Here is a 21,238-nt window from a genome sequence, read left to right as displayed (position 1 = left end):
GCATACAGGAGATTTTTTGCTATCCTGTATATGGTTGTATATCAAAAGTTTGCTTGATTTGAGTGTCTGAAATGTGGAATACGGGAGCAGGCTTACGGTCACTGCTATCCAATTGACGTACCGATTATCGATGGGATAGCAGCTTAGGTAAGCCTGCCATATTTATAGTGTGAGAAGTATGTTGCGAGTGGCTAGTACACTAGCTGACCTTGATGCACAAGTGATTTTACTGACGATATACGGGATACCGCCTCAGCTGAGCAGCTCGCATCGATGAGTACGAATGTCGCGTCATCACCCGTTCTGGGCCACTGTTGTTTACCTTGGTCATCGAGAGGCAATACATTGCGTGTCGCTAATTTCAATGCCCTCGACAGATCGAACTCTGTGGAGTAGCCGTACAGTTGAGCAGCTACATTGGCTTTTTGTAGTACACTTCCCGAGCCAAATGTATTCCAATGGTCAATGATGCTGTCATTCCCTACCTGTACATTGACGCCGTATTTGTGAAGCGTTGGAATCGGCATGATGAGGCTTCCGAATGGAACGGTGGAGACGATTCCAACTTGAGCTTCAGCAAGCTTCTCTGCGATTTTCTCTTGCTGCGCCTTTTCTAATCGACCTAGTACAAAGCAGTGACTGAGAAATGTCTTTCCTTTTAACGACGGGTTTTCATTGACTTTATCAATGAGGTACTCTACCGTTTTCAATCCTGATTCGCCACTTTCGTGAAGATGTATGTCTATCCCTTTTTGATTATCCAATGCCAGTTTAACGATGAAATCCGTCGCTTTTTCGATTTGACCATCTAGCGAGTAAGGATCTACGCCCCCGATAAAATCGATATCCATCGTAGCAGCTTCCTTCATTAGACTTTCAGATTTGGTGTAGTAGATTCCGTGTTGTGGAAATGCCACTAGCTCTGCTGTAAAGGAGTCTTTCTTATTTTCCAAAGCCTTTTGAAGATTGACCAACGAGTCCAATTTGGAGGTGGGGTCTATATTGACGTGGCTACGTGCAAAGCTGGAACCGTTTGACTGTAGGAGTTCAATCAGTTTCTCGGCACGATGGGTCGATGTTTTTAAGAGTTCCGGTAGAATCTGCTGTTCAAGCGCAATCATACCTTTTACTCCACCGCTACGTCTTCTAGTCGCTTTCCAAGGCCCTCCGTAATAGGTCTTGTCCAAGTGGATATGCATATCGCTGAAAGCTGGTAACATCAGCAGCCCTTTAGCATCTTTAGCATCGGATTGTGGAGTGTTGGGTAAGATAGCTTTAATCTTACCATTACTAATCTCGATACTGAATAATGCTGTTTGTGTACCGATGATTTCCTCGCCATCATATTCAAAACCGGTCTCCAGTCTGACATTCTTTAACATAAAATTTCTTTCTTTAGTTTGGTCGACGGGTGCGACAATAGTGGCTGCAGTGGCCGCAGTATGTCCGCCAGCCATCAGACCTGCTAGCGCAAGTGATGAATTGCGGATAAAATGTTTACGGGAAAGCGATCCTTGATCCATGTGATTTCTATAAAAGTGATGATGACAAATGTAGGGGATTATGCGATTCCATTGCTGCTTAAATTATCTTAATACTTGTAAATTTTATAAAAAAGTAATCGCTGCTAAGATTTTTCCTTTGACCGACTATCCAGCAGAGATTCCGTAATCATAAGATTCTGCATGTATATCAGATTTAAATCCATTGGTGCTTCACTCCTTGAATCCTACTTTTGTAAATAGCGATTGGATGTAATCCTATTGGTCAACATTAATAAAGTAATATGAAGCACTTTTTAGTTTTTTTACTGGTCTTAGCCTTCGACACTGCTTTCTTGTCTGCTCAACAGCATCATCGACTTGATGGTATGTGGAGATTTGGATTGGATGAAAAAAATGTAGGCATCTCTGAACAATGGTATCGTCAAAACTTATTCAATGGCATCGCGATTCCAGGAACGACAGATCAAGCTCAATATGGAGACCAGACTGTAGGGCCGGATTTTGGAATCTTGACGCGTACCTATAAATATTATGGGCCAGCTTGGTATCAAACGGATATTACCATTCCTGCTGATTGGAAGGGTAAACGTATTTTTCTACATCTAGAGCGAGTGATGTGGGAGTCGAAAGTCTATGTTGACGAACAGGAAATGTCGACCTACGACGCTTTGGGTTCCAGTCATATGCATGATCTTGGACATCTCTCTGTTGGGAAACACAGGTTAACAATTCGGGTCAATAATGATATGATTCACAATATTGGAGATAAAGGTCATCTGTATACCGAGTATACACAGAGCATTTGGAATGGAATCGTAGGTAAAGTGGAACTTATTGCCAAACATGATATTCGATTAGACAATCCACAGGTGTATACTAAGATCTCACCGACCTCACTTCAAATAGTAGATACGTTGATCAATGAGGGTAAAAAGACGGTAAATGTCTCTATACACTATGATCTCTACGATTTTAAGACAAAAGATAAGGTCTTCAGTGCTAGCAAACAGCTAAGACTCGATGGTGAACGGACAGTTTTGAATATGCAAGACAATATGCCAGCTGATGTCAAGCTTTGGGACGATGTCCATCCAAACCTTTATGTGCTAGATATGCAGATAGTCGCTCAGGATGGCCGCGTTGTAGATACCAAAAAGATAGAAGTAGGTTTCAGAGAGGTGACTGCATCTAAATCAAAAATATGGGTGAACGGTAAGCCTGTATTTTTTAGAGGAAATTTAGATTGTGTGCATTTTCCGATTACTGGATACCCGGCTACTGATGTCGAAGAGTGGGAACGGATTTTTAGAATTTATAAAACGTATGGATTGAATCACGTACGTTTCCATTCTTGGTGTCCGCCAGAGGCGGCCTTTCAGGCAGCTAATCGTTTAGGGATCTATATGCAACCCGAAGTCATTTGGTTGGACTGGTGGATGGCTGTTGACAATCCAGGTCGTGAAGAGATGAACACCCAAGGTAGGCCTCAGGGACTAGGTCATAATCCATCAGCAGATGCCTTTGTAAAGAAGGAGATTCATAGAATGTTTGCCACATACGGTAATCATCCTGCTTTTACAACTATGTCCATTGGTAACGAACTCGGTAATTCAGATTTTGATACCATGGAATCTTGGCTCAAGCCCTATCAGGAAAAAGATAATAGACGCCTTTACTCGGTCTCCTCTGCGCGAAGGGTTACCGATATGGATCAATTTGTAGCCACGCACAATTTAGATAAGGTTGGTGCTACTAGAGGCATTAAGGGCGCTCATACCGATTGGGATTTTGAATCGGTATACCGTCAGTCCAACATCCCTGTAATAGCACATGAAATAGGGCAGTGGCCCGTATACCCCAAATGGGACGAAATAAAGAAATATACAGGAGTACTCAAAGCTCGTAATTTTGAAGAGTTTATGGAGACAGCTCGGAAGAATAAGATTGTAGAGCAAAATGCTGCTTTTGTTGCGGCCTCAGGGGCGCTTAATCAGATCATGTACAAGTATGAAATAGAATCTTTTCTGCGTACGCCTTCTTGTGCAGGAATTCAATTACTCAGTATGCAGGATTATCAAGGACAAGGTGAGGCTTTGATTGGATGGTTGGACGTATTTTATGATAGCAAAGGCATTACTACTCCCGAAAAGTTTAGGACGCATCATGATACAACCGTTATGCTGTTACGGATACCAAAGTATGTGTGGAAATCCGATGAAGCTTTTCAAGCCAAGATTCAAATAGCTCATTATGGTACTACAAGCATTCAAGATGCTGTTTATTGGAAACTTAAGGATCAAGAAGGACGTCTGGTAGATGGCGGTAGATTTGCCACACGTACATTTGCCACTGGAAGTGCAGATATCATTGGAAATATCCAAACGGCTTTATCGAGTATTAAAAAAGCGACTAAGTTGACTGTAGAGGTGGGATTGGAGACCCGTGCAAATAGCAACAGTTGGGATATTTGGGTCTACCCAGATGTTAAGACGACTGATGGCGATATTTATATAACCGATCGTTTCGACACACAGGCACAGCAAGTGCTAGCAAAGGGGGGGAAGGTCTTATTGCAAGCCTCAGCTCTAGGTAATGCAACAACCTCCGACCTCATTAATTACTACCCTTTATATTGGTCTTTGACATTTTTCCCTGGACAGGGTAAGAATACAATTGGCATGTTGGTTAATGATAAGCATGCTGCTTTTATGGACTTCCCTACAGAGTTCCATAGTGACTGGCAATGGCAGTCCATCTATAAAAATGCCAAAGGGTTTTATATCAATGATTTTCCGGCTGCGTATAGACCCCTGGCCCAGCCTATAGATGATTTTCATCGCAATAATAAATTAGCATCGATATTTGAATTGAAGGTGGGGGAGGGTAGGCTATTGGTGAGCGGATTTGACCTTAGTGATGTTCACAATCCCGTGGCGCAACAGCTTAAGTCGAGTTTGTTACACTATATGCAGTCCAATCGGTTTAGTCCCGAATATGAGCACAGCTTAGATTCCCTTAAAAAAATGCTGATTTATATTGAGCCGCTAAAAAGTGTTATCCCTGCTGAATTTGCCAAAGCATTGTTGTACGTCGAGGCTGGTAAAATGTTAAAAGCCACCAATCAAAATATCGATTGGCAACTGGAGATGGATCGTGCCGAAGCTAAGAAAGGTACCACATACCAGGTGATGTGTGATGGTGTGTGGAAGGACGAAGTCTCTTCCGCATGGCAAGGCAAACAGGTGGATGTACAATTTAAGGTGCCTCAAGGGATGATTGGATCTTTATATGTATTTTTCCATGATTGGAATAGCAATGGTCGAGAAGGAGATATTACCTTCGAAGGCCGAGATTACACCATTGGAAAGCATGATAAGGAAGGTGCCTGGATAAAGCTACACGTTATGCGTGAAGATTCTAATGATGGGGTTTTGAAACTTCGTGCCAAGGTAAGCAAGGGGCCTAACGTGATGATATCCAAGTTGGCGCTTGTTGAAGATGTCGAATAATAGAGAAACTATTGATTTTTATATATAGCCCCTGTTTCTCAGGGGCTTTTTTTGTATGTATATCAGATTTAAATCCATTGGTGCTTCACTTCTTGAATCCTACTTATTGTAAATACCGATTGCCTGTCATCCTATTGGTCAACATTAATAAAGTAGTATAAAATCGCCTGGTTCTTCCAACGGAATTTGGTAGAGGCCTGGATAGCGAGTCATCGAAAGTGGAGATTATAACGCTGTTGCAATGACCTTTATGAGCCGATAGTGGTGAAAAACTGTAAGTAGTTTGTCATAAACTCCTAGTAAGTTGAACCAAACAGGGTATAGATATCGAACAAGTGCCAAGACTTTATGAACAAGTGCTATGCGTTTATTGCAAACTGCTATGACTTATCTAAAAAGTGCTATGACTTGATGAAAAAGCGTTGTGCGTTTGTCGTAAACTGCTATGTGTTTGAGCCAAACTACTAGCAGTTTGGGCCAAACTACTATGCGTTTTTTGGAATATCAAATCGATTAAGTGAACGCGAAAGACGGCAAAGGTCGGCTTCTCTTTCCTTTGCATTCTTTGGTGTTTAGTCGTTGTTTGTTAGTAGTACACGCGGCACGCGTGCACTAGCTGGGCAATGTTTTGGCATCCGTTTATGGCCAATAGCTTACCACCATCATATGTTCAACTGTACTGGGGGAATGCATTTTTGGCAATTATTTTTTACCTTTGGCTATATGCTTTAAAATATTTCGAGGGGATGTAGATAAGATGCCTTTAACTTGAATTAAGCATGATATGTTCCGTAGGAATGGATTATATTCTTTATTATTTTGCTGTGAAGGAACTTAAAAATAAGAAAGTTGGTTTTGATGGCGAGTTGTGTCTCGTGGTGCCACCAATAGTGGTGAAGCAGAATAGTATCGCTAAAATTTCGGGTAATTTCTATATCAGCGATATTGGCTACTATCCAAAGGCCAAAAATCACTATCGCCAACGAGAAACGGGATGTGCAGAGCATATTCTCATCCATTGTGTAGACGGAAAGGGGGAGGTGTGGATTGGAAAGAGCTTCTACCGTATTCAGGCTAATAATTACGTCGTCATTCCAGCTCATACTCCACATACGTACCAAGCGGATACACATGACCCCTGGACCATTTATTGGATTCATTTTGGCGGAATGCAGGTCCTTGATATTGTCAACGGGATTTTTAAGAATATGCTGACCAATCGCAACTCATTGGTTTTTGGTGAAGAGATGAGAGCTGTTTTTGAGAAGATGTATGCTTTACTGTTAAAAGGTTACGGGCGGGAGATTATGGAGTGTATCGCCCTGACATTACCTTACTACCTCAGTGGCTATCTGCATCGAGAGGTTTCTAGTAATTGGAACGTCGATGCAAAAGAGGACATCATCAACAATTCCATTCTGTATCTCAAATCGAATTTCAGCAGCAAAGTAAGCTTGCAAGATATAGCCCATAACAGTAACCTCTCTATCTCTCATTTTTCAAAACTTTTTAAAGCACGCACAGGTTACTCACCCATTGAGTATCTTAACCATTTGAAAATACAAAAGGCTTGCCATATGCTACAATTTTCAGAAAATAGAATCTCCCAGATATCTTGCGACCTTGGATTTGAAGACCAATACTATTTTTCTAGATTGTTTAAGGATCATATGGGGATATCCCCTTCTCACTATCGAAACAGGTTTAAGTTGGATGAACATTTTGTTTAAAAGATTATTGCTATGAACCCTGAGAAAGACATGGAAGGTGACGACTCTTCTAAAGGGAGTACACCTCATCTTGACATTTTTTATAAAGTAGATGTCGTAGTTATTGGTGCGGGGCAAGCCGGCTTGTCAGCTGCCTACTATCTACAAAAAAACGGTATCCAACCGGGAAAGGGATTTGTGGTCTTAGATGATGAATTCGGGCCTGGTGGAGCTTGGCAACACCGATGGGATTCATTGACCTTGAGCACTGTAAACGGTATTAACGATTTGCCAGGAATGGGATTTTCTGATGTCGTGAATACAACTGATAAGAAACTCCAAGCTAACATTGCCCTTCCAAAATACTATGAAGCGTATGAAAGAACCTTTGGACTCCCTGTTATCCGCCCTATTCGGGTACGTGAAGTCAGTGAACGTAACGGGCGGTTTATTATTCGAACCAATGGGGTGCAATTCAGTGCCCGTGGGTTGATCAATGCAACTGGGACGTGGAAAACACCTTATTGCCCCAAATATCCGGGATGGGAAAAATTCCAAGGCCGTCAATTGCATACAGGGGAGTATAAGTCTGCGGAAGAATTTGAAGGCAAGCACGTCATAATTGTCGGAGGAGGAATTTCCGCCGTGCAGTTATTGGGAGAAATATCTAAAGTCACGCAGACCACTTGGGTGACCCGTAGACCTCCTGATTTTCGGACTTATGAGTTTAACCCGGATTTGGGCCGTGAAGCAGTCGCGTTGGTCGAAAAAAGAGTACGAGAAGGGTTGCCGCCAGATTCGGTGGTATCGGTTACGGGATTGCCTATCACCCCAGCGATAGCAGATATGTTGGATAAAGGCGTTTTGGAACGAAAACCTATGTTTGAGGAGATTACTGAAACCGGTGTACGCTGGGCAGATGGAACCACATTGGACGCGGATGTTATTTTCTGGAATACTGGCTTTCGTCATTCGTTGGATCATCTAGCACCTTTAAAGTTGATGAATGATAAGAATGGTATTGAAATGTCTGGAAAATTAGCCACTCAGGTGGCACAAGATCCTCGCATACATCTTACAGGATATGGCCCCTCAGCGTCCACTATCGGAGCTAATCGTGCCGGACGTGCTGCTGCAAAGGAGCTGATCGAATTCCTTCATCTGTTGTAAATCCCCCTTTCTTCTCTTTAACGTTTAGCTTTCTTCGCTCTAACTTCTACCTTTCTTCTGCCTTTCAGGTAGTTTTTATCGAATTGGCTTCGAATTTTAAAGCTATCACAGCGGTAAAAATTCGAAGCCATCTTGTGTACAGATTGATGGAAGGGCGAAGTTGTTCCGAAGTTGATTGGAAACAGATGGGGTGAGGGGCACTATTCGCGTGCTTGATTGGTGATATTTGTGTTTGATTATCAATTCCTTAGGTTTGAATTGTGAAATGAAAATTCCTGTATTATAAAGTGTTGACCAGATGCAATGGCGACTGAGGAGGGGAATAGTGCACTATCGACCAAAAGAGAACGGCGGTACGATTGACCATAGCTGTAGGAGTGTACGGTTGTCGTGTACGCTTTCATCCCTATTTAGTCTTTGCTAAATAGGGTCTCGATAATATTATACTTGACAGCATTTAAAACACCTTTAGGGTCATCGATGGTAATATTTCCGAATATATCTTTTTTAATAGATGCTCGGTTGCCTTTGTTGTCCGAGATGGTATAGTCACCCGAAAAATCCTTGCTTACGGTGGTACGGTTGCCTTTGTTGTCCGAGATGATATAGTCACCCGAAAAATCCTTGCTTACGGTGGTACGGTTGCCTTTGTTGTCTGAGATAGTCTGATCGCCTGAAAAATCCTTACGTACGGTGCTGCGGTTGCCTTTATTGTCCGAGATGGTATAGTCACCTGAAAAATCCTTACTTACGATAGTGCGATTGCCTTTATTGTCCGAAATGGTATAGTCACCTGAAAAATCCTTACTTACGGTAGTACGGTTTCCTTTATTGTCCGAAATGGTATAGTCACCTGAAAAATCCTTACTTACGGTAGTGCGGCTGCCTTTGTTGTCTGAAATGGTATAATCACCAAAAAAATCCTTGCGTACAGTTGTTCGGGTCCCACTGTCGTCGTCGATAACGTAATCACCGGAGTGCTCTTTTGTCACGGTTGCTTTTCTTCCAAATGGGTCCTTGATAATTACATTGCCGCGGCTGTCAGCGTCAAAGGTCAATCTATTCTTATCTAAACCATTGAGAAGATTTGATTTCAAGACGAAATCTTTCATTTCATTACTCAACGTATCTGCTATATTTATTTCAGAGGTTTGGGACGAAGCGAATGCCTCTGGACTTGAAAGGCTCTGTAAAAAAAGCCCTAATATGAGAATAATAGGAATTTTATGCATAGTCTGAAAATTAAAATTAGCTCTCTATATGACCGTAAGATAGCCATTTGGTTTAACGAAAAGAATAAATAGATGAGTAGAATTAATCTAGGGGGTTAGACGTCGCTTTGGGAAGATGCAGGCTGTCCGGCAATCACTGGCCAATAACATTAACCAGACCTTTTTTGACCTTTATTAAAACTATTCTGACATGTATTTCACTTCAATTGCATTTGAGTTAGATGACTAGGGTAGCATAGTGTTAGCTAAGGATAGTATAGCTTGTATTTTAAGTATGAACAAAGGTGTAAAAGGCGCAAGAGTCTGGAGGCTTAAATGAATAGTTTGTGCAGCGGTAATATTGACTCAAAGCTGGTTAATATAGAACTTGATATATGGAAGTGATGTTGATTACCTTTACATAACCAGTGTAAATACTGATTTATACGACACAAATTATGAAAAAGTCAAAAAGATTAGGATGGTTCACTACAGCACTATTATGCGTGTGTACTACACTACCGTCAATAGCGCAGATTACGGAAAGAGAGCGGCCTAAGGAGTGGATGCAATTGGTGGAGGGGGCTCGATTTAAAGATCGCTTTCTTCCGATGCCAGTTGGGAAATTGGCAACCGAAAGTGATTGGGGGGCTGAGGGAGTGCAACAGCGCTATGTAGACAATGGTATAGAAGATCGTGAAAGATCGTATTGGGGAGGTAACATCCTATTAGCAGATGATGGTAAATACCATTTATATGTCTGTGGTTGGCCAGAGCATTCGGCAAAAGGGCATGATGAATGGCCTAATTCTATCGTGTATCACACGGTAAGTGACAATTCAATAGGTCCATTCAAAATAGTAGATACCATCGGAAAGGGGCACAATCCTGAATTGTTTAGAGCTAAGAATGGTAAGTATGTAATTTATGTAATTGATGGATATTATATAGCGGATAGTTTCAATGGTCCTTGGAAGTACGAAAAATTTGTATTTGATCAGCGGGATAGACCAATTATCGAAGGATTGTCCAATCTAACCTTTGCCAAGCGCGAAGACGGATCCAATCTGATGATTTGTAGAGGGGGTGGGGTATGGTTCAGTGAAACAGGGTTGAGTCCCTATCAACAGGTCACTGACAAGCGTGTGTATCCAGCGGTAGAAGGTGAGTTTGAAGATCCGGTGGTGTGGCGTGACCACATCCAGTATCACCTAATCGTAAATGACTGGTTGGGACGAATTGCATTCTATCAGCGGTCAAAAGATGGGGTCAACTGGGTGACCGATCCAGGGGAGGCGTATACACCTGGCATTTCAATCCACGCTGATGGCGTAAAAGAGGAGTGGTTTAAATATGAACGGATAAAAGTATTGCAGGATAGTTTTGGCCGTGCCTTTCAAGCCAATTTTGCGGTTATCGATGTACAGAAAGCAGATGATAGACCCCATGATCGACACAGTTCGAAAAATATCTCAATCCCCCTAAATCCAGGAATGCTGATGGAAATGGTGAACACCGCCTTTCCCGATGGCAAAACCAAATCGATTCAGGTGAAGATACGTAAAGAACCACATTTTGATCCTGCTAGAGAATTGGATGTGCAGACCCTAAGATTTGGGGCTTCAACAGAAGTCAACTTTGGCAAGGGTAGCCCAGCGACTAAGATGGAAAGCACCAAAGATGGGGTAATCGTCACCTTTGGGAATACCGGACACGGATTGACCAAAGATGAGTTTGCACCGAAGATAATCGGTAAGTCCAAATCTGGAAATATGGTGTTCGGGTATACACGAGTACCTTGGATTTCCTACAACGAGCCTATCTTGTCGGCACGAAGACCAACTGTCATACAGCAGGGTGGCAAACAGATGTTGCAGGTGCGGGTGGATAATTTGGGACAGGTCAAATCAAGAGGTGCCGAGCTGGAACTCTATGCTCTAAATGGAAAGGGACAAACATTTCTTGGAAGACACGCTATTCCACCTTTGGCGCCATACGCACAGGCACAGGTGAAGTGGAAAGGCAATCTGGCAGCTGGACAAAGTCATCCGCTGAAGCTTATTGTCAAAGTGAGAGGAGTGGAGAAATCATCCTTTAGTTTTGATTTGAAAGTAGAATAACCTATGTATGTGTTTATACTTATCATTCATCCAGCGCAGTAATATGTGCTGGATTTTTTAATTAAGAAGGAGGTCCCTAAAGCGCTTCTAGCGGCTTCTCTAATCGAGGTGCCCGCGAGGTGGGGTGGAGGAGCTCATTCTTGTATTGCCTAGGAGTAATTCCCTTTATGAGTTTGAATATTTTATTGAAATTGGAAAGGCTATTGAAGCCACAATCATAAGCGATATTTCCTATTTGATTATCTTCGGAGGAGATAAGTCTACAGGCTTGGCTTACCCGTACTTCATTAACGAATTGGACAAAAGTCTTTTGAGTACGCGCTTTAAAATACCGACAAAAAGATTGCTTGGTCATATTGGCTATTTTGGCGACCTCTTCGAGGCTGACCTCGGACTCGTAATTATCAAATATATGTTTAAAGACCTTGTCTATCTTATCGTTATCTTTTGCAGAATACGTGTTGACATAGCTTATGCTGGATAGATAGGTGTAATCTTTGGAGGTTACCATATAATCCAGCAGTTCCAGGAGTAAGATCGTCTTGCGAATACCATCAGATTGTTCAATTTTGACCAACAATGTTTTCAATTTTTTCTTGCTCTCTCCTTGGAAAATAATACCTCTTTTAGCCTTTTGCAGAAAGTTTTCGACCTGTATCGTATTGAAGAAGTGGGATAAGTGGGCAACTAATTTGTCAGGGTCGAAAAATAAGGTAATGGACGATGCAGTCTCATTGTTCAAGGTGTTCACTTTGTCATTGTGCCACACATGAGGGAGGTTCGATCCCAAGAGCGTAATTTCTCCACTTTCGAAAATGTCGACGTTGTCCCCAATAATCCTACGCCCCTGACTACGGATGATAAAATTGAGCTGGCACTCTCTGTGAAAATGAAATTCAGTAGAGAAATAGGGTTTGTCAAACCGTCTGGTCATGAAGAGCTCCTGATTCAGTCCTTCTAAAACTTTGGCAAAAATAGGTTTCATGTAATAGGTTTATGGATACATAAAGTAGTTATTTTAACAATCCGTTTTTATATTCACTGGGGGTACTACCTTTTATAGATTTAAAGATTTTGTTGAAATTGGATAGGCTGTTAAATCCGCAGTCATAAGCAATATTCCCGATCTGATCCTTGTCTTCGCTGATGAGCTTGCAAGCTTGGCTTACCCGCACTTCATTGACAAATTGAATAAAAGTACGTTGCGTACGGATCTTGAAATATCTACAAAAAGCATGCTTGGTCATATTGGCCATTTTAGAAACTTCATCTAGATTGATTTCTTTTGAAAAGTTATCAAATACATGGCGAAATACACGGTCTATTTTTTCGTTGTCTTTCGCTAAGTAGGTATTCGTATATCCTGAACTGGATAGGAGATGATAATCATCTGTATTTAGTATGGTTTGAAAAATTTCCAGCAACAGGATGGTTTTGGGAATGCCATCTGCTTGCATCATTTGATAGAGGATTCCTTTGAGTTGCTCTTTCTGCTCACCTTGGAATAAGATTCCTCTTTGGGAAAGTGATAAAAAGTGCGTTAGTTTGGAGGTGTTGAAAAAGGGTGAAAAAGCGGCTACAAGCTTGTCTGGGTCAAAAAATAGGGACATAGAAGATGCCGTATGGTGGATGTCCATATCCTGATTGTCATTGTGCCATACATGTGGGAGATCAGGCCCTATGAACGTGAGTTCGTCACTCGTAAAGGTGTCTAGACTGTCTCCAATAATACGACGGCCCTCACTCTTAACGATGTAAGTCATCTGGCATTCTTTGTGAAAATGGAACTCTGTGGAAAAATAAGGTCTGTTGATTTCACGGGTCACAAAAACATCAGTTCCCAATCCTTCCAAAACTTTTGCAAATACTGGCTTCATGTATATTGATTGTTTTTTTACAATCGGTCGTTGTATAGAGCTAATATAGGATTAGTTTTGGGCAACAGCAAGCTTTTTGGTGATTTTTGGAAGGGGCGAGGAAAATAAGTGTAAAAAAGGTGCCTAAATAAGGGGTATAGACACCTTCTTCTTGTTATTTTTTAGCTAGTTGGCTATTTTCCAATAATGTAATCGCATCATACAGTACCCCAGCCTCACCCCTGAAAGTCCCGGAGCCTTTTGGCTTATTGTCTTGGGTATACCATTCGTAGAAGCCGTTATTGTTAATGACACGTTCGAGCATAGGACGCATCTGCTCGTAAGCCTCTTTTTCAAAACCATTCTTGACCAGTTGTTGTATCATACGACCACCAAACCATGTCCAGTCACCTCCGTTTTGATAGCCATACGGATGCATTCCTTTATTTTTAAAAGCTCCTTCTGGATAGGTGGGATAGAGGGTAAGGCCGATAGTAGCTGCACCGGATGCTTTGACATTAGCGATCATCTTGTCTAATGATGTTTTGATTTGCTCTTTGGTCAATAAATTAGCTTCAATTGCTATTGCTGTCCCACCGTGGTAATAGATTTTGTTTTCATCAATACTGCTATCGAATGGAGATTTTGTCAGGTAGATATGGGGGATGAATTTTTCATTTTGGGTATCCCACAAATGTTTCATGGTGTTGACGGCAATTTGCTCCCGAATAGGCTTCCAAGTGGCAGCTTGTTCGGGGGCTATCTCCATAAAATTATCTAGGGCAATCAAAAACATCGCATTGTCATAGACATCAATGGCGAGATGTGAATTTTCGTCAAGATGTACCCCCCAATCATGCTCCGGCTGTACATCTCCCCAGTCGGCCGTGGTGGCTCCCCATAATAAGCCGTATTTTTCGTTATATCGATGCTTCATCAAGAAGTCAAGGGCCTGTGACATACGTTGCTTTACTGATGAGTTGCCTACCGGCGCGTCGAGAAAACCAGTATCATCTGTAGCCTTTACATATTTATATACTGCTTGGATAAGGGAAGTCTCTTGATCGGTCTCAACCGTATTTTTGTGCCCTGCATATTGTGGGGCTAATGGATTGGTAATCGTATAGTAATCGGATGCTCCTCCTTTGATGCTTGCTTTGGTGACGAAGCCGTCTGCAATATTGCCATCCGCTTCTTGTAATTGGAAGAAGATAAGCAGTTGATCTTTGATGGTCTGATGGGGGTGTACCTTAGTGGCTAGGGTAATAAAGGTATTGTAGTCTCTAATCCAAACTTCGCTGTAGCCGTCGCCGGCATTGAATCCGGATTTTACGATTTGAAGTGCTTTTTCCTTGACAATGTTTAGTGAAGAGTCTGCTGTTATTTGTTGCATCCAGACCTGATCTGTTGATTGTTTATTGGGTGATCCGCAGGCGAAAAGGAATAATCCGCTCATGCATAACATTGCAATTTTTGTCATATGTATGTGTGTTAGTAATTTACCTCTGTTATATTTTGGTTGTTCAAATCTTCATAAAAATATCCCATTGTTTTTAACTCCTTGCTCTTAAGGGTCGTGTCGGCCGACGTGTGGGCCAGTTTGAATTGAACACGTTTGTAACACGTATTAGTGAACCAACCAACAGGTATATTCATAATGCCAAGAAGATATCTTTATATTTGTGTTGTAATGTATGTACATATAAACATATGGATATTTTCTTAATTCTGCAAATAATGGTTACTTTAGCTAGAGAAATAGAATAATATGAATCTTCAGATAGACCATAAGAGCCCAATTCCATTGCACCTACAGGCCGAAATGCTGTTGCGAGAACTAATTAAAGCCCCGGAATATATAGAGGGTAAATTACTGCCCAATGAGGTGGAACTCGCTAAGCGATTGGCTATATCGCGGACTACACTACGTTTAGCAATTAACAAGTTAGTCTATGAAGAGCTATTGGTGCGAAAAAAAGGAGTGGGGACACGCGTGGTCACGTCAAAATTTAGTTCCAAATCCAAAAATTGGTTGAGCTTCTCACAAGAGATGAAAAATCGAGGTATAGAAGTCAAGAATTTTGAATTGCACGTAAGTTGGGTAATTCCTGACAGTAACGTACAGCATTTTTTTGATATCAAAGAGGGTCAAAAGGTCTTAAAATTGGAGCGATTACGCGGGAAGATAGACGATCCCTTTGTCTATTTTATCTCTTATTTTCACCCACGTGTGGGCTTGACTGGGGAGGAAGACTTCAAAAGACCCCTGTACGAAATCCTAGAGCGAGAGTACCATATCGTCGCTGATTTATCCCAAGAAGAGATTAATGCAAAGGCTGCAAATAAATTTATAGCCGATAAGTTGGAAATTGAGCTGGGCGAACCGATTTTGTCAAGGAAGAGATTTGTGTTCGATCAGTCGGGTAGGCCAATCGAATATAATTTGGGCTATTATCGGGCAGATAGCTTTACCTACACCGTCGAAAGCAGACGCGACTACTGAACTATGGAGAAGTAGCGCCCTATTTTTATAGAATAGCTGAGTTGTATTAGAAAATATATTATTTTTATGTACATAATCTAGCTATGTATGAAGACAACAAAACTTTGGTGGGGGATAGTCGTTATCTTGCTCGCTTGTAGTCAGGTTGCAATAGCCCAACTCAACGTCAAAGACAGTGTTCCGAAAGAGAGTTTTGTTGAGCGTATGCAGGCGTTTGCTATCAAATCTGCTAAAGAAAGCAAGGCAGAATTCGAGGCAGATAGGGCTTTGATAAGTCAAAATATCGTTCTTGAAGAAATTAAGCGAACCACCCAGCATGCCAAATCATTCCTTAAGACAGGCTTGGATTCTTCGGCTATAAGCTCTTATCTAGAAAGTGTACAAAAACGACATGAACAAGCTGGTGATGGCGTATTCAATCATGTCGGGAGCGCCCAAACCACGCGCAACCTAACCACTACTTATAATATCTTAGCTGAATTATCAAAAGGAACCATTGCTCAGAAAAATAAGGTAGATCGTTATCAATCTCAATTGATTAAATTTAGATTTACCTTAGATTCGTTGTCAAGTGATAAATCCCTATTTAAGTTTCCAAACGATTCTGCTGATTTATCTAAGTATATAGAAAGACTTAAGGTACTAGCGATAGAAATTACTCCCGTGATGGATCAATTGAAAAATAATATCGCTGCTATTCAACATATTCAAACGCAGATTAATCTAGAGCTCTTCCGGATTACATCACATATGGAAGAGATTGATTTCTATCAAAAGCAAAACGCAGATCGAAGTTTCAGAAGAGAATTTGTCAATATATGGGAGAAAAATACTTTTGATAGACCTTTCTCAGAAATTGTATACTTTTCAGGTTTAAAATTGCAGCTGATGCTTGCATTCTATTTGCAGTCTAATTGGGGCAAGCTTTTGTTGGTGATGTTATTGATTGTCGCCTCTACCCGATACATTATTTTATTGAAAAGATCGATGTCAAATCATGATGCTGGTAATGCGGATCACAAACGGATATTAGTAGTGCGCTATCCAATACTTTCGGGTACTATCCTTGTACTCAGTATATTTCAATTTATATTTGTATCACCCCCATTTGCATTTAGCACGGTGATATGGTTGGTCGCTGGAATAATGCTTTCCGTTGTGTTTAGACAGTATATCAGCAACTATTGGTGGTGGGTTTGGGTCTTCATATTGATTTTGTTTGCGCTTGCATGCTTTGATAACTTAATACTGCAAGCGTCACGTGTGGAGCGTTGGATTGTCTTGGCGCTAACTATCAGTGTAGCACTATTGGGAGCGATTGTGTTGGCCAATAAAAGACGACATGCTGAGCTTCGAGAACAGTGGATTCTTTATCCCCTTGGTTTGATGGTCGGTATGGCCATTGGTGCCTTGATGGCAGATGTTTTTGGACGTTATAATTTATCCAAAGCGCTGTTGGTAGCGGGGGTGTTGAATGTAGTTATTGCAATTCTTTTTCTTTGGGTGGTACGTTTGATTAATGAAGGATTGCAGCTGGCTTCGGCTATTTATACGCATCAAGAACGTCGGCTGTTCTATATTAATTATAATCGATTGGGAACCAAAGCGCCTGCGTTTTTCTATGTATTGTTAGTAGTTGGGTGGTTCATTCTTTTTGGTCGAAATTTTTACGAATTTAGACAAATTTCTGAACCGCTTAAGCTCTTTTTTATAGAAGAGCATACACTTGGTTCGTATACTTTTTCCGTCAGTAATTTGATTGTTTTCTTTCTGATCATGATCTTAACGACTTTAGTGTCCAAGGTCGTGTCGTATTTTGCTGCAGATGGGCAAGGAAATCCAAAAGAGCAGGTGCAAAAGAGATTTCGAGTGGGCAGCTGGATTCTCCTAATTCGAATTACAATTGTCGTTGTTGGGCTCTTTTTAGCCTTTGCTGCGGTGGGAATACCCATGGATAAGATTACTATAGTGATAGGAGCGTTGGGAGTCGGTATTGGTTTTGGATTGCAGACATTGGTTAATAATTTAGTGAGTGGATTGATTATTGCATTTGAAAAGCCTGTCAATGTTGGTGATTTGGTGGAAGTAGCTGGACAAGGTGGAATGATCAAATCTATAGGTTTTCGCAGTAGTGTTATTTCAACGTTGGATGGTGCAGATTTGGTGCTGCCCAATGGTGATTTGCTCAATTCACATGTTGTGAATTGGACACAGGGCGGACAAAAGAAGCGGATGAACATCACAATTGGCGTAGCCTATGAGACCGATCTGGCAAAAGCCAGAGTACTGTTATTATCTTTACTCATAGATGAAGAACGTATTTTGAAATACCCCGAACCTACGGTTCAATACAATAGATTTGGCGATAGCAGTATAGATATTAATATGTACTTTTGGGTGAGAAGTTTAAAGGATGCAGGACAAATTCGAAGTGATATAATGGAAGAGATTCATCGTAGGCTACAGAAGAATGACATTGTTATACCTTTTCCTCAGCGTGAGCTTTTGATTCGTACTACAGAGGATAAAAGAAACGAGAAAGAGGGCGACGAGAAACGTAATGAGGTAGGAGATTAACTATATAAACGTTCAGAACAACAAGGAGAAGGGGCCGCGGATGCAGTACCCCTTTTTTTGTTAAACTAATATTTTAATTTTCTAGAGTCGATTTGTGATGTAATGGGATAGACATCTTTGTATATATCGATTCCGGTATTTGCCAAGGGGATACCTGCCATTTCGGTCTTCATCCCTTGGATATGGATATTCTTTTTGTGATCCAGAGATACAACAGCCCATATTGGGTTTTCATAGACGAGCGTATAGCGCAGGATACCATGCTTTTTGTAAAATTCATCAGAAAAGGCTGTGCTCTTGAAATCCTCACCAGCCCAGTAATAAGATGAACTATTGATTTGTACATAATGAATGCCATTGATTTCATTGTGATAGTTCATATGATGATGGCCCGTCAATACCAATACCACCTTGTTGAAACCGGCTTCTTGATTGACCTGTTCCAATAGATACCGTACTTCCATGCCATTGTCCAGTCCACCTAAAGTATTTTCAAGCCCCTGATGACAGAAGATAATCGTGTGCAATGCGGTGCTCTGCAAATCCTTTTTTAACCAGTTAAGTTGGCTTTTGGTGATGGACCGAGGGTATCCTTCTATTTTTTGGGTTTCACTCTTTTCATTGCCGTCCAAAATAACGAAGTGGAAGCCATTTTTATCAAAAGAATAATAAGGCTTTGCAGCACCCCAAAATGCCAAGGCTTGTTCTTTCGAAAATCCACCATCGGTATCATGATTACCTAGCACATGGTGTTTATCGCCGTTAAATTTATTCCAAACGTCCATCAACGGTTTATTTTGGGGTTTAGGCACACAGAAGTCTCCTAACTGTATAATAAAGTCCGGTTGTTCCTTAATCATAGCATCTATGAATAATTGCGCCCGACGGTCACTGTCATGCATCAGGTCATAGTGCAGATCTGTGATGACACCAAATGTGATGTCGCGCGCTTTGTTATTCTCCTGAGTCAGATCTTCCAGAGAGGAAGAACCTTGGACATTGTGTATAACAAGACTAGAGATACCTAGTCCCCCAATCTTTAGAAACGATTTTCTATTCATCATAATTTAGTCTTTTATAATTTAAGATACTAGATTTCTTGGAATTGCTTAATGACATCGATGAATGCTATAGGAGCTGTAATCAATTGGTCGTGCGGATAATTATTCAACTCATGCTCTCTGTGCGTTCCATAAAGCGAGCCTACGGAATAGAGGACATGGGCGCTATTGGCAGATTGTAGATCTGATGGTGTGTCCCCCAGGTTGATGACTGATTTGCTATCCGAGATGTCCAATTTGCGCATCGCCAGTTGAATCATGTCTGGCGCTGGTCTGCCATGTACAACGTCGCTACTGGATATCGAACAATTGATGATATTCGAGCCTGTATTGGGGATACATAAGTATTGACTGTCTAAGTCCCTATCCCAGCCTAGTTTTTGCAGAATGATGTCCGTCACCTTACGATAGAATCCCGTAGTCAGTGCAATTTTGATATCCTGCTGTCTGCAATATTCAAAAACATCTAGTACCCCATCGTAGGGTTTGGCGCCTATCGTTTCATAATGTTGCTCTAGTGTATTGCAGAATATCTGATAAGATTCCTCAACCTTGGCCTGATAAGCAGGGTGGTCTTCGCCAATTTCGTCTTTCCAGATCGTCTGAAAGACCAATATCTTTGACCACCCCATCATACTATTGATCTTTTCGGTGGATATTTCGATATTTGTCGCTTTTATAGCTTCAAAAAAGCATTTTTCTACTTCATTGTGGTCCTGAACGGTCGTTCCTGCCATATCGAATATGGCTAATTTTATTTTACTCATGATTGTTAATAGGTGTCTGTGGTTTTACAAAAGATATTATTGTGGCGCACAAAGCGCAAATAACGGCTACAACAAGAAAGATATTGGCGGTATTGCCAGTGTAGTCTATGATTTTTCCAAATATAGGCTCCCCGACAGCTGCAAATACATAGGCAAACATATTCATCACCCCAATGCCGGTACCGACTAATTTGTTCCCTAAAAGATCGGGACTCAACGTCCAGAAATTGGCCTGCGGACCATACACGAAAAATCCAGAAGCAAACATGAGGATAGCTGCGAGTATATGGTGTGGCGTTGGAATAAAGTAGATTAACAAGGCTATCGCGCAACTGCACAGCATCCCGGTGCTAATCGATTTACTTCGATTTTTATTGAATAACAAATCGGAGATGTACCCGAAGGAAATTGCCCCAAACGCCATTCCGATAGGGATAAATAGTGTGAGCCATAGGTTGCCGCTGGATTCTTTGTAATTATTGCCCAAAAAATGGATGGGTACCCAAAAGATGAGACCATATCGAGCCATGCTTTGAAATCCTATTGCAAATGATGCTGTCACGAAGTTCTTATTTCCAAATACTTGGAGGTAAGCTTCTTTCCAACTTAGTTTGGCAATTATGTCCTGACGCGTATCTTTTTCTTGCAGTGTGAAGCCCTTTAACGCGGGATGGCTACGGGCAATAATCAAGAATAGGATGAGCGCAAAAAGTAGGAAAAGAATTGGATATCTGAAGAGTGTACGCCAGCTTTGTTCCTGTTGTACAAGCAATAGGGCCATGAAGAAAGTCAGGACAGAGGAGCTCCCCGCAGCCATGGTATAAAATCCGAAGGCCTTGCCCCGCTCGTGGGCCTCCCACCAATTGGAGATAAGTCTACTGCCGGAGCCCCAGGCCATGGATTGAAAATAGCCATTTAAGGTCCATAGCACAAGAATAGTGATGTAACTGCTGGCATAGCTAATTGCGAGATTGCATATGATAGAAAGGAAGCCACCCGCCAAAATCATGATTTTGGGGCTGAGTCTATCTGCCAGATTTCCGTTAATCAATTGACCTATGGCATATCCCATTAACATGGAAAAGCTGATCCATCCGATCTGCTCATAACTGATGCCCAGCTCGGCAGACATCCCTTTTGCTGCCCACCCAAAATTATGCCGCCCCGTATAAAAGAATAAATAGCAGAACATGGTGATGAATAGCATTTTCCATTGTTCTCTTCTGAAGTTTCGTTGAAGGTGCATCTTG

14 protein-coding genes are annotated in these 21,238 nt (G+C 41.4%); 6 read left to right on the top strand and 8 right to left on the bottom strand.

Annotation, left to right across the window (positions count from 1 at the left end; all coding sequences use genetic code 11):
• Window positions 1-191 precede the first annotated feature (191 nt).
• Window positions 192-1,523 carry an amidohydrolase family protein gene (locus OQ289_RS14150; protein ID WP_270087512.1) on the bottom strand — a complete coding sequence of 444 codons (1,332 nt, stop codon included), beginning with the start codon at window positions 1,521-1,523 and terminating at the stop codon, window positions 192-194.
• A 263-nt stretch (window positions 1,524-1,786) separates the two neighbouring features.
• Between OQ289_RS14150 and OQ289_RS14145 the strand changes: the two genes are divergently transcribed.
• The 3 genes from OQ289_RS14145 to OQ289_RS14135 all read left to right on the top strand — a co-directional run bounded on the left by OQ289_RS14145 (window position 1,787) and on the right by OQ289_RS14135 (window position 7,893).
• Window positions 1,787-5,014 carry a sugar-binding domain-containing protein gene (locus tag OQ289_RS14145; protein ID WP_270087511.1) on the top strand — a complete coding sequence of 1,076 codons (3,228 nt, stop codon included), beginning with the start codon at window positions 1,787-1,789 and terminating at the stop codon, window positions 5,012-5,014.
• 779 nt (window positions 5,015-5,793) lie between these two features.
• Window positions 5,794-6,744 carry an AraC family transcriptional regulator gene (locus tag OQ289_RS14140; protein WP_270087510.1) on the top strand — a complete coding sequence of 317 codons (951 nt, stop codon included), beginning with the start codon at window positions 5,794-5,796 and terminating at the stop codon, window positions 6,742-6,744.
• Window positions 6,745-6,756: 12 nt separating this feature from the next.
• Window positions 6,757-7,893: an NAD(P)-binding domain-containing protein gene (locus tag OQ289_RS14135; RefSeq protein ID WP_270087509.1), complete on the top strand. Its 1,137-nt coding sequence runs from the start codon at window positions 6,757-6,759 to the stop codon at window positions 7,891-7,893.
• A 410-nt stretch (window positions 7,894-8,303) separates the two neighbouring features.
• Here OQ289_RS14135 and OQ289_RS14130 read toward each other — a convergent pair whose 3' ends face one another.
• A complete protein-coding gene (locus tag OQ289_RS14130) occupies window positions 8,304-9,125 on the bottom strand; it encodes a hypothetical protein (RefSeq protein ID WP_270087508.1) in 822 nt (273 codons plus the stop codon).
• 437 nt (window positions 9,126-9,562) lie between these two features.
• Here OQ289_RS14130 and OQ289_RS14125 point away from each other — a divergent pair, with 437 nt between their 5' ends.
• Window positions 9,563-11,224: a glycoside hydrolase family protein gene (locus OQ289_RS14125; RefSeq protein WP_270087507.1), complete on the top strand. Its 1,662-nt coding sequence runs from the start codon at window positions 9,563-9,565 to the stop codon at window positions 11,222-11,224.
• A gap of 76 nt (window positions 11,225-11,300) precedes the next feature.
• Here OQ289_RS14125 and OQ289_RS14120 read toward each other — a convergent pair whose 3' ends face one another.
• The 3 genes from OQ289_RS14120 to OQ289_RS14110 all read right to left on the bottom strand — a co-directional run bounded on the left by OQ289_RS14120 (window position 11,301) and on the right by OQ289_RS14110 (window position 14,536).
• Window positions 11,301-12,209, bottom strand: coding sequence for an AraC family transcriptional regulator (locus tag OQ289_RS14120; protein WP_270087506.1), 909 nt, complete (start codon window positions 12,207-12,209; stop codon window positions 11,301-11,303).
• A 28-nt stretch (window positions 12,210-12,237) separates the two neighbouring features.
• Complete coding sequence (locus tag OQ289_RS14115) at window positions 12,238-13,101, bottom strand: AraC family transcriptional regulator (protein ID WP_270087505.1); 864 nt, start codon at window positions 13,099-13,101, stop codon at window positions 12,238-12,240.
• Window positions 13,102-13,255: 154 nt separating this feature from the next.
• Window positions 13,256-14,536 (bottom strand): amylo-alpha-1,6-glucosidase, encoded by a 1,281-nt coding sequence (locus OQ289_RS14110; protein ID WP_270087504.1) that lies wholly within the window; start codon window positions 14,534-14,536, stop codon window positions 13,256-13,258.
• Between the two features lie 312 nt (window positions 14,537-14,848).
• On the opposite strand from OQ289_RS14110, the gene OQ289_RS14105 reads away from it, so the two are divergent.
• Both OQ289_RS14105 and OQ289_RS14100 read left to right on the top strand, forming a co-directional pair.
• The gene (locus OQ289_RS14105; RefSeq protein ID WP_270087503.1) at window positions 14,849-15,583 is read left to right on the top strand and encodes a GntR family transcriptional regulator; all 735 of its coding nucleotides are present in this window, start codon (window positions 14,849-14,851) and stop codon (window positions 15,581-15,583) included.
• Window positions 15,584-15,670: 87 nt separating this feature from the next.
• The gene (locus tag OQ289_RS14100; RefSeq protein WP_270087502.1) at window positions 15,671-18,160 is read left to right on the top strand and encodes a mechanosensitive ion channel family protein; all 2,490 of its coding nucleotides are present in this window, start codon (window positions 15,671-15,673) and stop codon (window positions 18,158-18,160) included.
• Window positions 18,161-18,225: 65 nt separating this feature from the next.
• Here the strand turns inward: OQ289_RS14100 and OQ289_RS14095 are convergent, their stop codons facing one another.
• From OQ289_RS14095 to OQ289_RS14085, 3 genes are read right to left on the bottom strand one after another with little or no spacing between them, the layout of a single operon-like run.
• The gene (locus tag OQ289_RS14095) at window positions 18,226-19,224 is read right to left on the bottom strand and encodes a metallophosphoesterase family protein (RefSeq protein WP_270087501.1); all 999 of its coding nucleotides are present in this window, start codon (window positions 19,222-19,224) and stop codon (window positions 18,226-18,228) included.
• A gap of 26 nt (window positions 19,225-19,250) precedes the next feature.
• Window positions 19,251-19,988, bottom strand: coding sequence for an HAD family hydrolase (locus OQ289_RS14090; protein ID WP_270087500.1), 738 nt, complete (start codon window positions 19,986-19,988; stop codon window positions 19,251-19,253).
• Window positions 19,981-21,234, bottom strand: a complete 1,254-nt coding sequence (locus tag OQ289_RS14085) for an MFS transporter (protein ID WP_270087499.1) — start codon at window positions 21,232-21,234, stop codon at window positions 19,981-19,983. Before OQ289_RS14085 ends, OQ289_RS14090 begins: the two co-directional genes overlap by 8 nt.
• Between the last annotated feature and the right edge of the window lie 4 nt (window positions 21,235-21,238).

It is taken from the genome of Sphingobacterium sp. SYP-B4668 (assembly GCF_027627455.1).
Taxonomy (GTDB): Bacteria; Bacteroidota; Bacteroidia; order Sphingobacteriales; family Sphingobacteriaceae; genus Sphingobacterium.
This window is presented reverse-complemented; position numbering and strand designations above follow the sequence as displayed.

Bases quoted from the DNA above. Each gene is read 5' to 3' on its own strand.
- OQ289_RS14100 (WP_270087502.1), top strand. From the start codon at position 15,671: ATGAAGACAACAAAACTTTGGTGGGGGATAGTCGTTATCTTGCTCGCT.
- OQ289_RS14085 (WP_270087499.1), bottom strand. From the start codon at position 21,234: ATGCACCTTCAACGAAACTTCAGAAGAGAACAATGGAAAATGCTATTC.
- OQ289_RS14140 (WP_270087510.1), top strand. From the start codon at position 5,794: ATGATATGTTCCGTAGGAATGGATTATATTCTTTATTATTTTGCTGTG.
- OQ289_RS14145 (WP_270087511.1), top strand. From the start codon at position 1,787: ATGAAGCACTTTTTAGTTTTTTTACTGGTCTTAGCCTTCGACACTGCT.
- OQ289_RS14120 (WP_270087506.1), bottom strand. From the start codon at position 12,209: ATGAAACCTATTTTTGCCAAAGTTTTAGAAGGACTGAATCAGGAGCTC.
- OQ289_RS14130 (WP_270087508.1), bottom strand. From the start codon at position 9,125: ATGCATAAAATTCCTATTATTCTCATATTAGGGCTTTTTTTACAGAGC.
- OQ289_RS14115 (WP_270087505.1), bottom strand. From the start codon at position 13,101: ATGAAGCCAGTATTTGCAAAAGTTTTGGAAGGATTGGGAACTGATGTT.
- OQ289_RS14095 (WP_270087501.1), bottom strand. From the start codon at position 19,224: ATGATGAATAGAAAATCGTTTCTAAAGATTGGGGGACTAGGTATCTCT.
- OQ289_RS14135 (WP_270087509.1), top strand. From the start codon at position 6,757: ATGAACCCTGAGAAAGACATGGAAGGTGACGACTCTTCTAAAGGGAGT.
- OQ289_RS14090 (WP_270087500.1), bottom strand. From the start codon at position 19,988: ATGAGTAAAATAAAATTAGCCATATTCGATATGGCAGGAACGACCGTT.
- OQ289_RS14125 (WP_270087507.1), top strand. From the start codon at position 9,563: ATGAAAAAGTCAAAAAGATTAGGATGGTTCACTACAGCACTATTATGC.
- OQ289_RS14150 (WP_270087512.1), bottom strand. From the start codon at position 1,523: ATGGATCAAGGATCGCTTTCCCGTAAACATTTTATCCGCAATTCATCA.
- OQ289_RS14110 (WP_270087504.1), bottom strand. From the start codon at position 14,536: ATGAGCGGATTATTCCTTTTCGCCTGCGGATCACCCAATAAACAATCA.
- OQ289_RS14105 (WP_270087503.1), top strand. From the start codon at position 14,849: ATGAATCTTCAGATAGACCATAAGAGCCCAATTCCATTGCACCTACAG.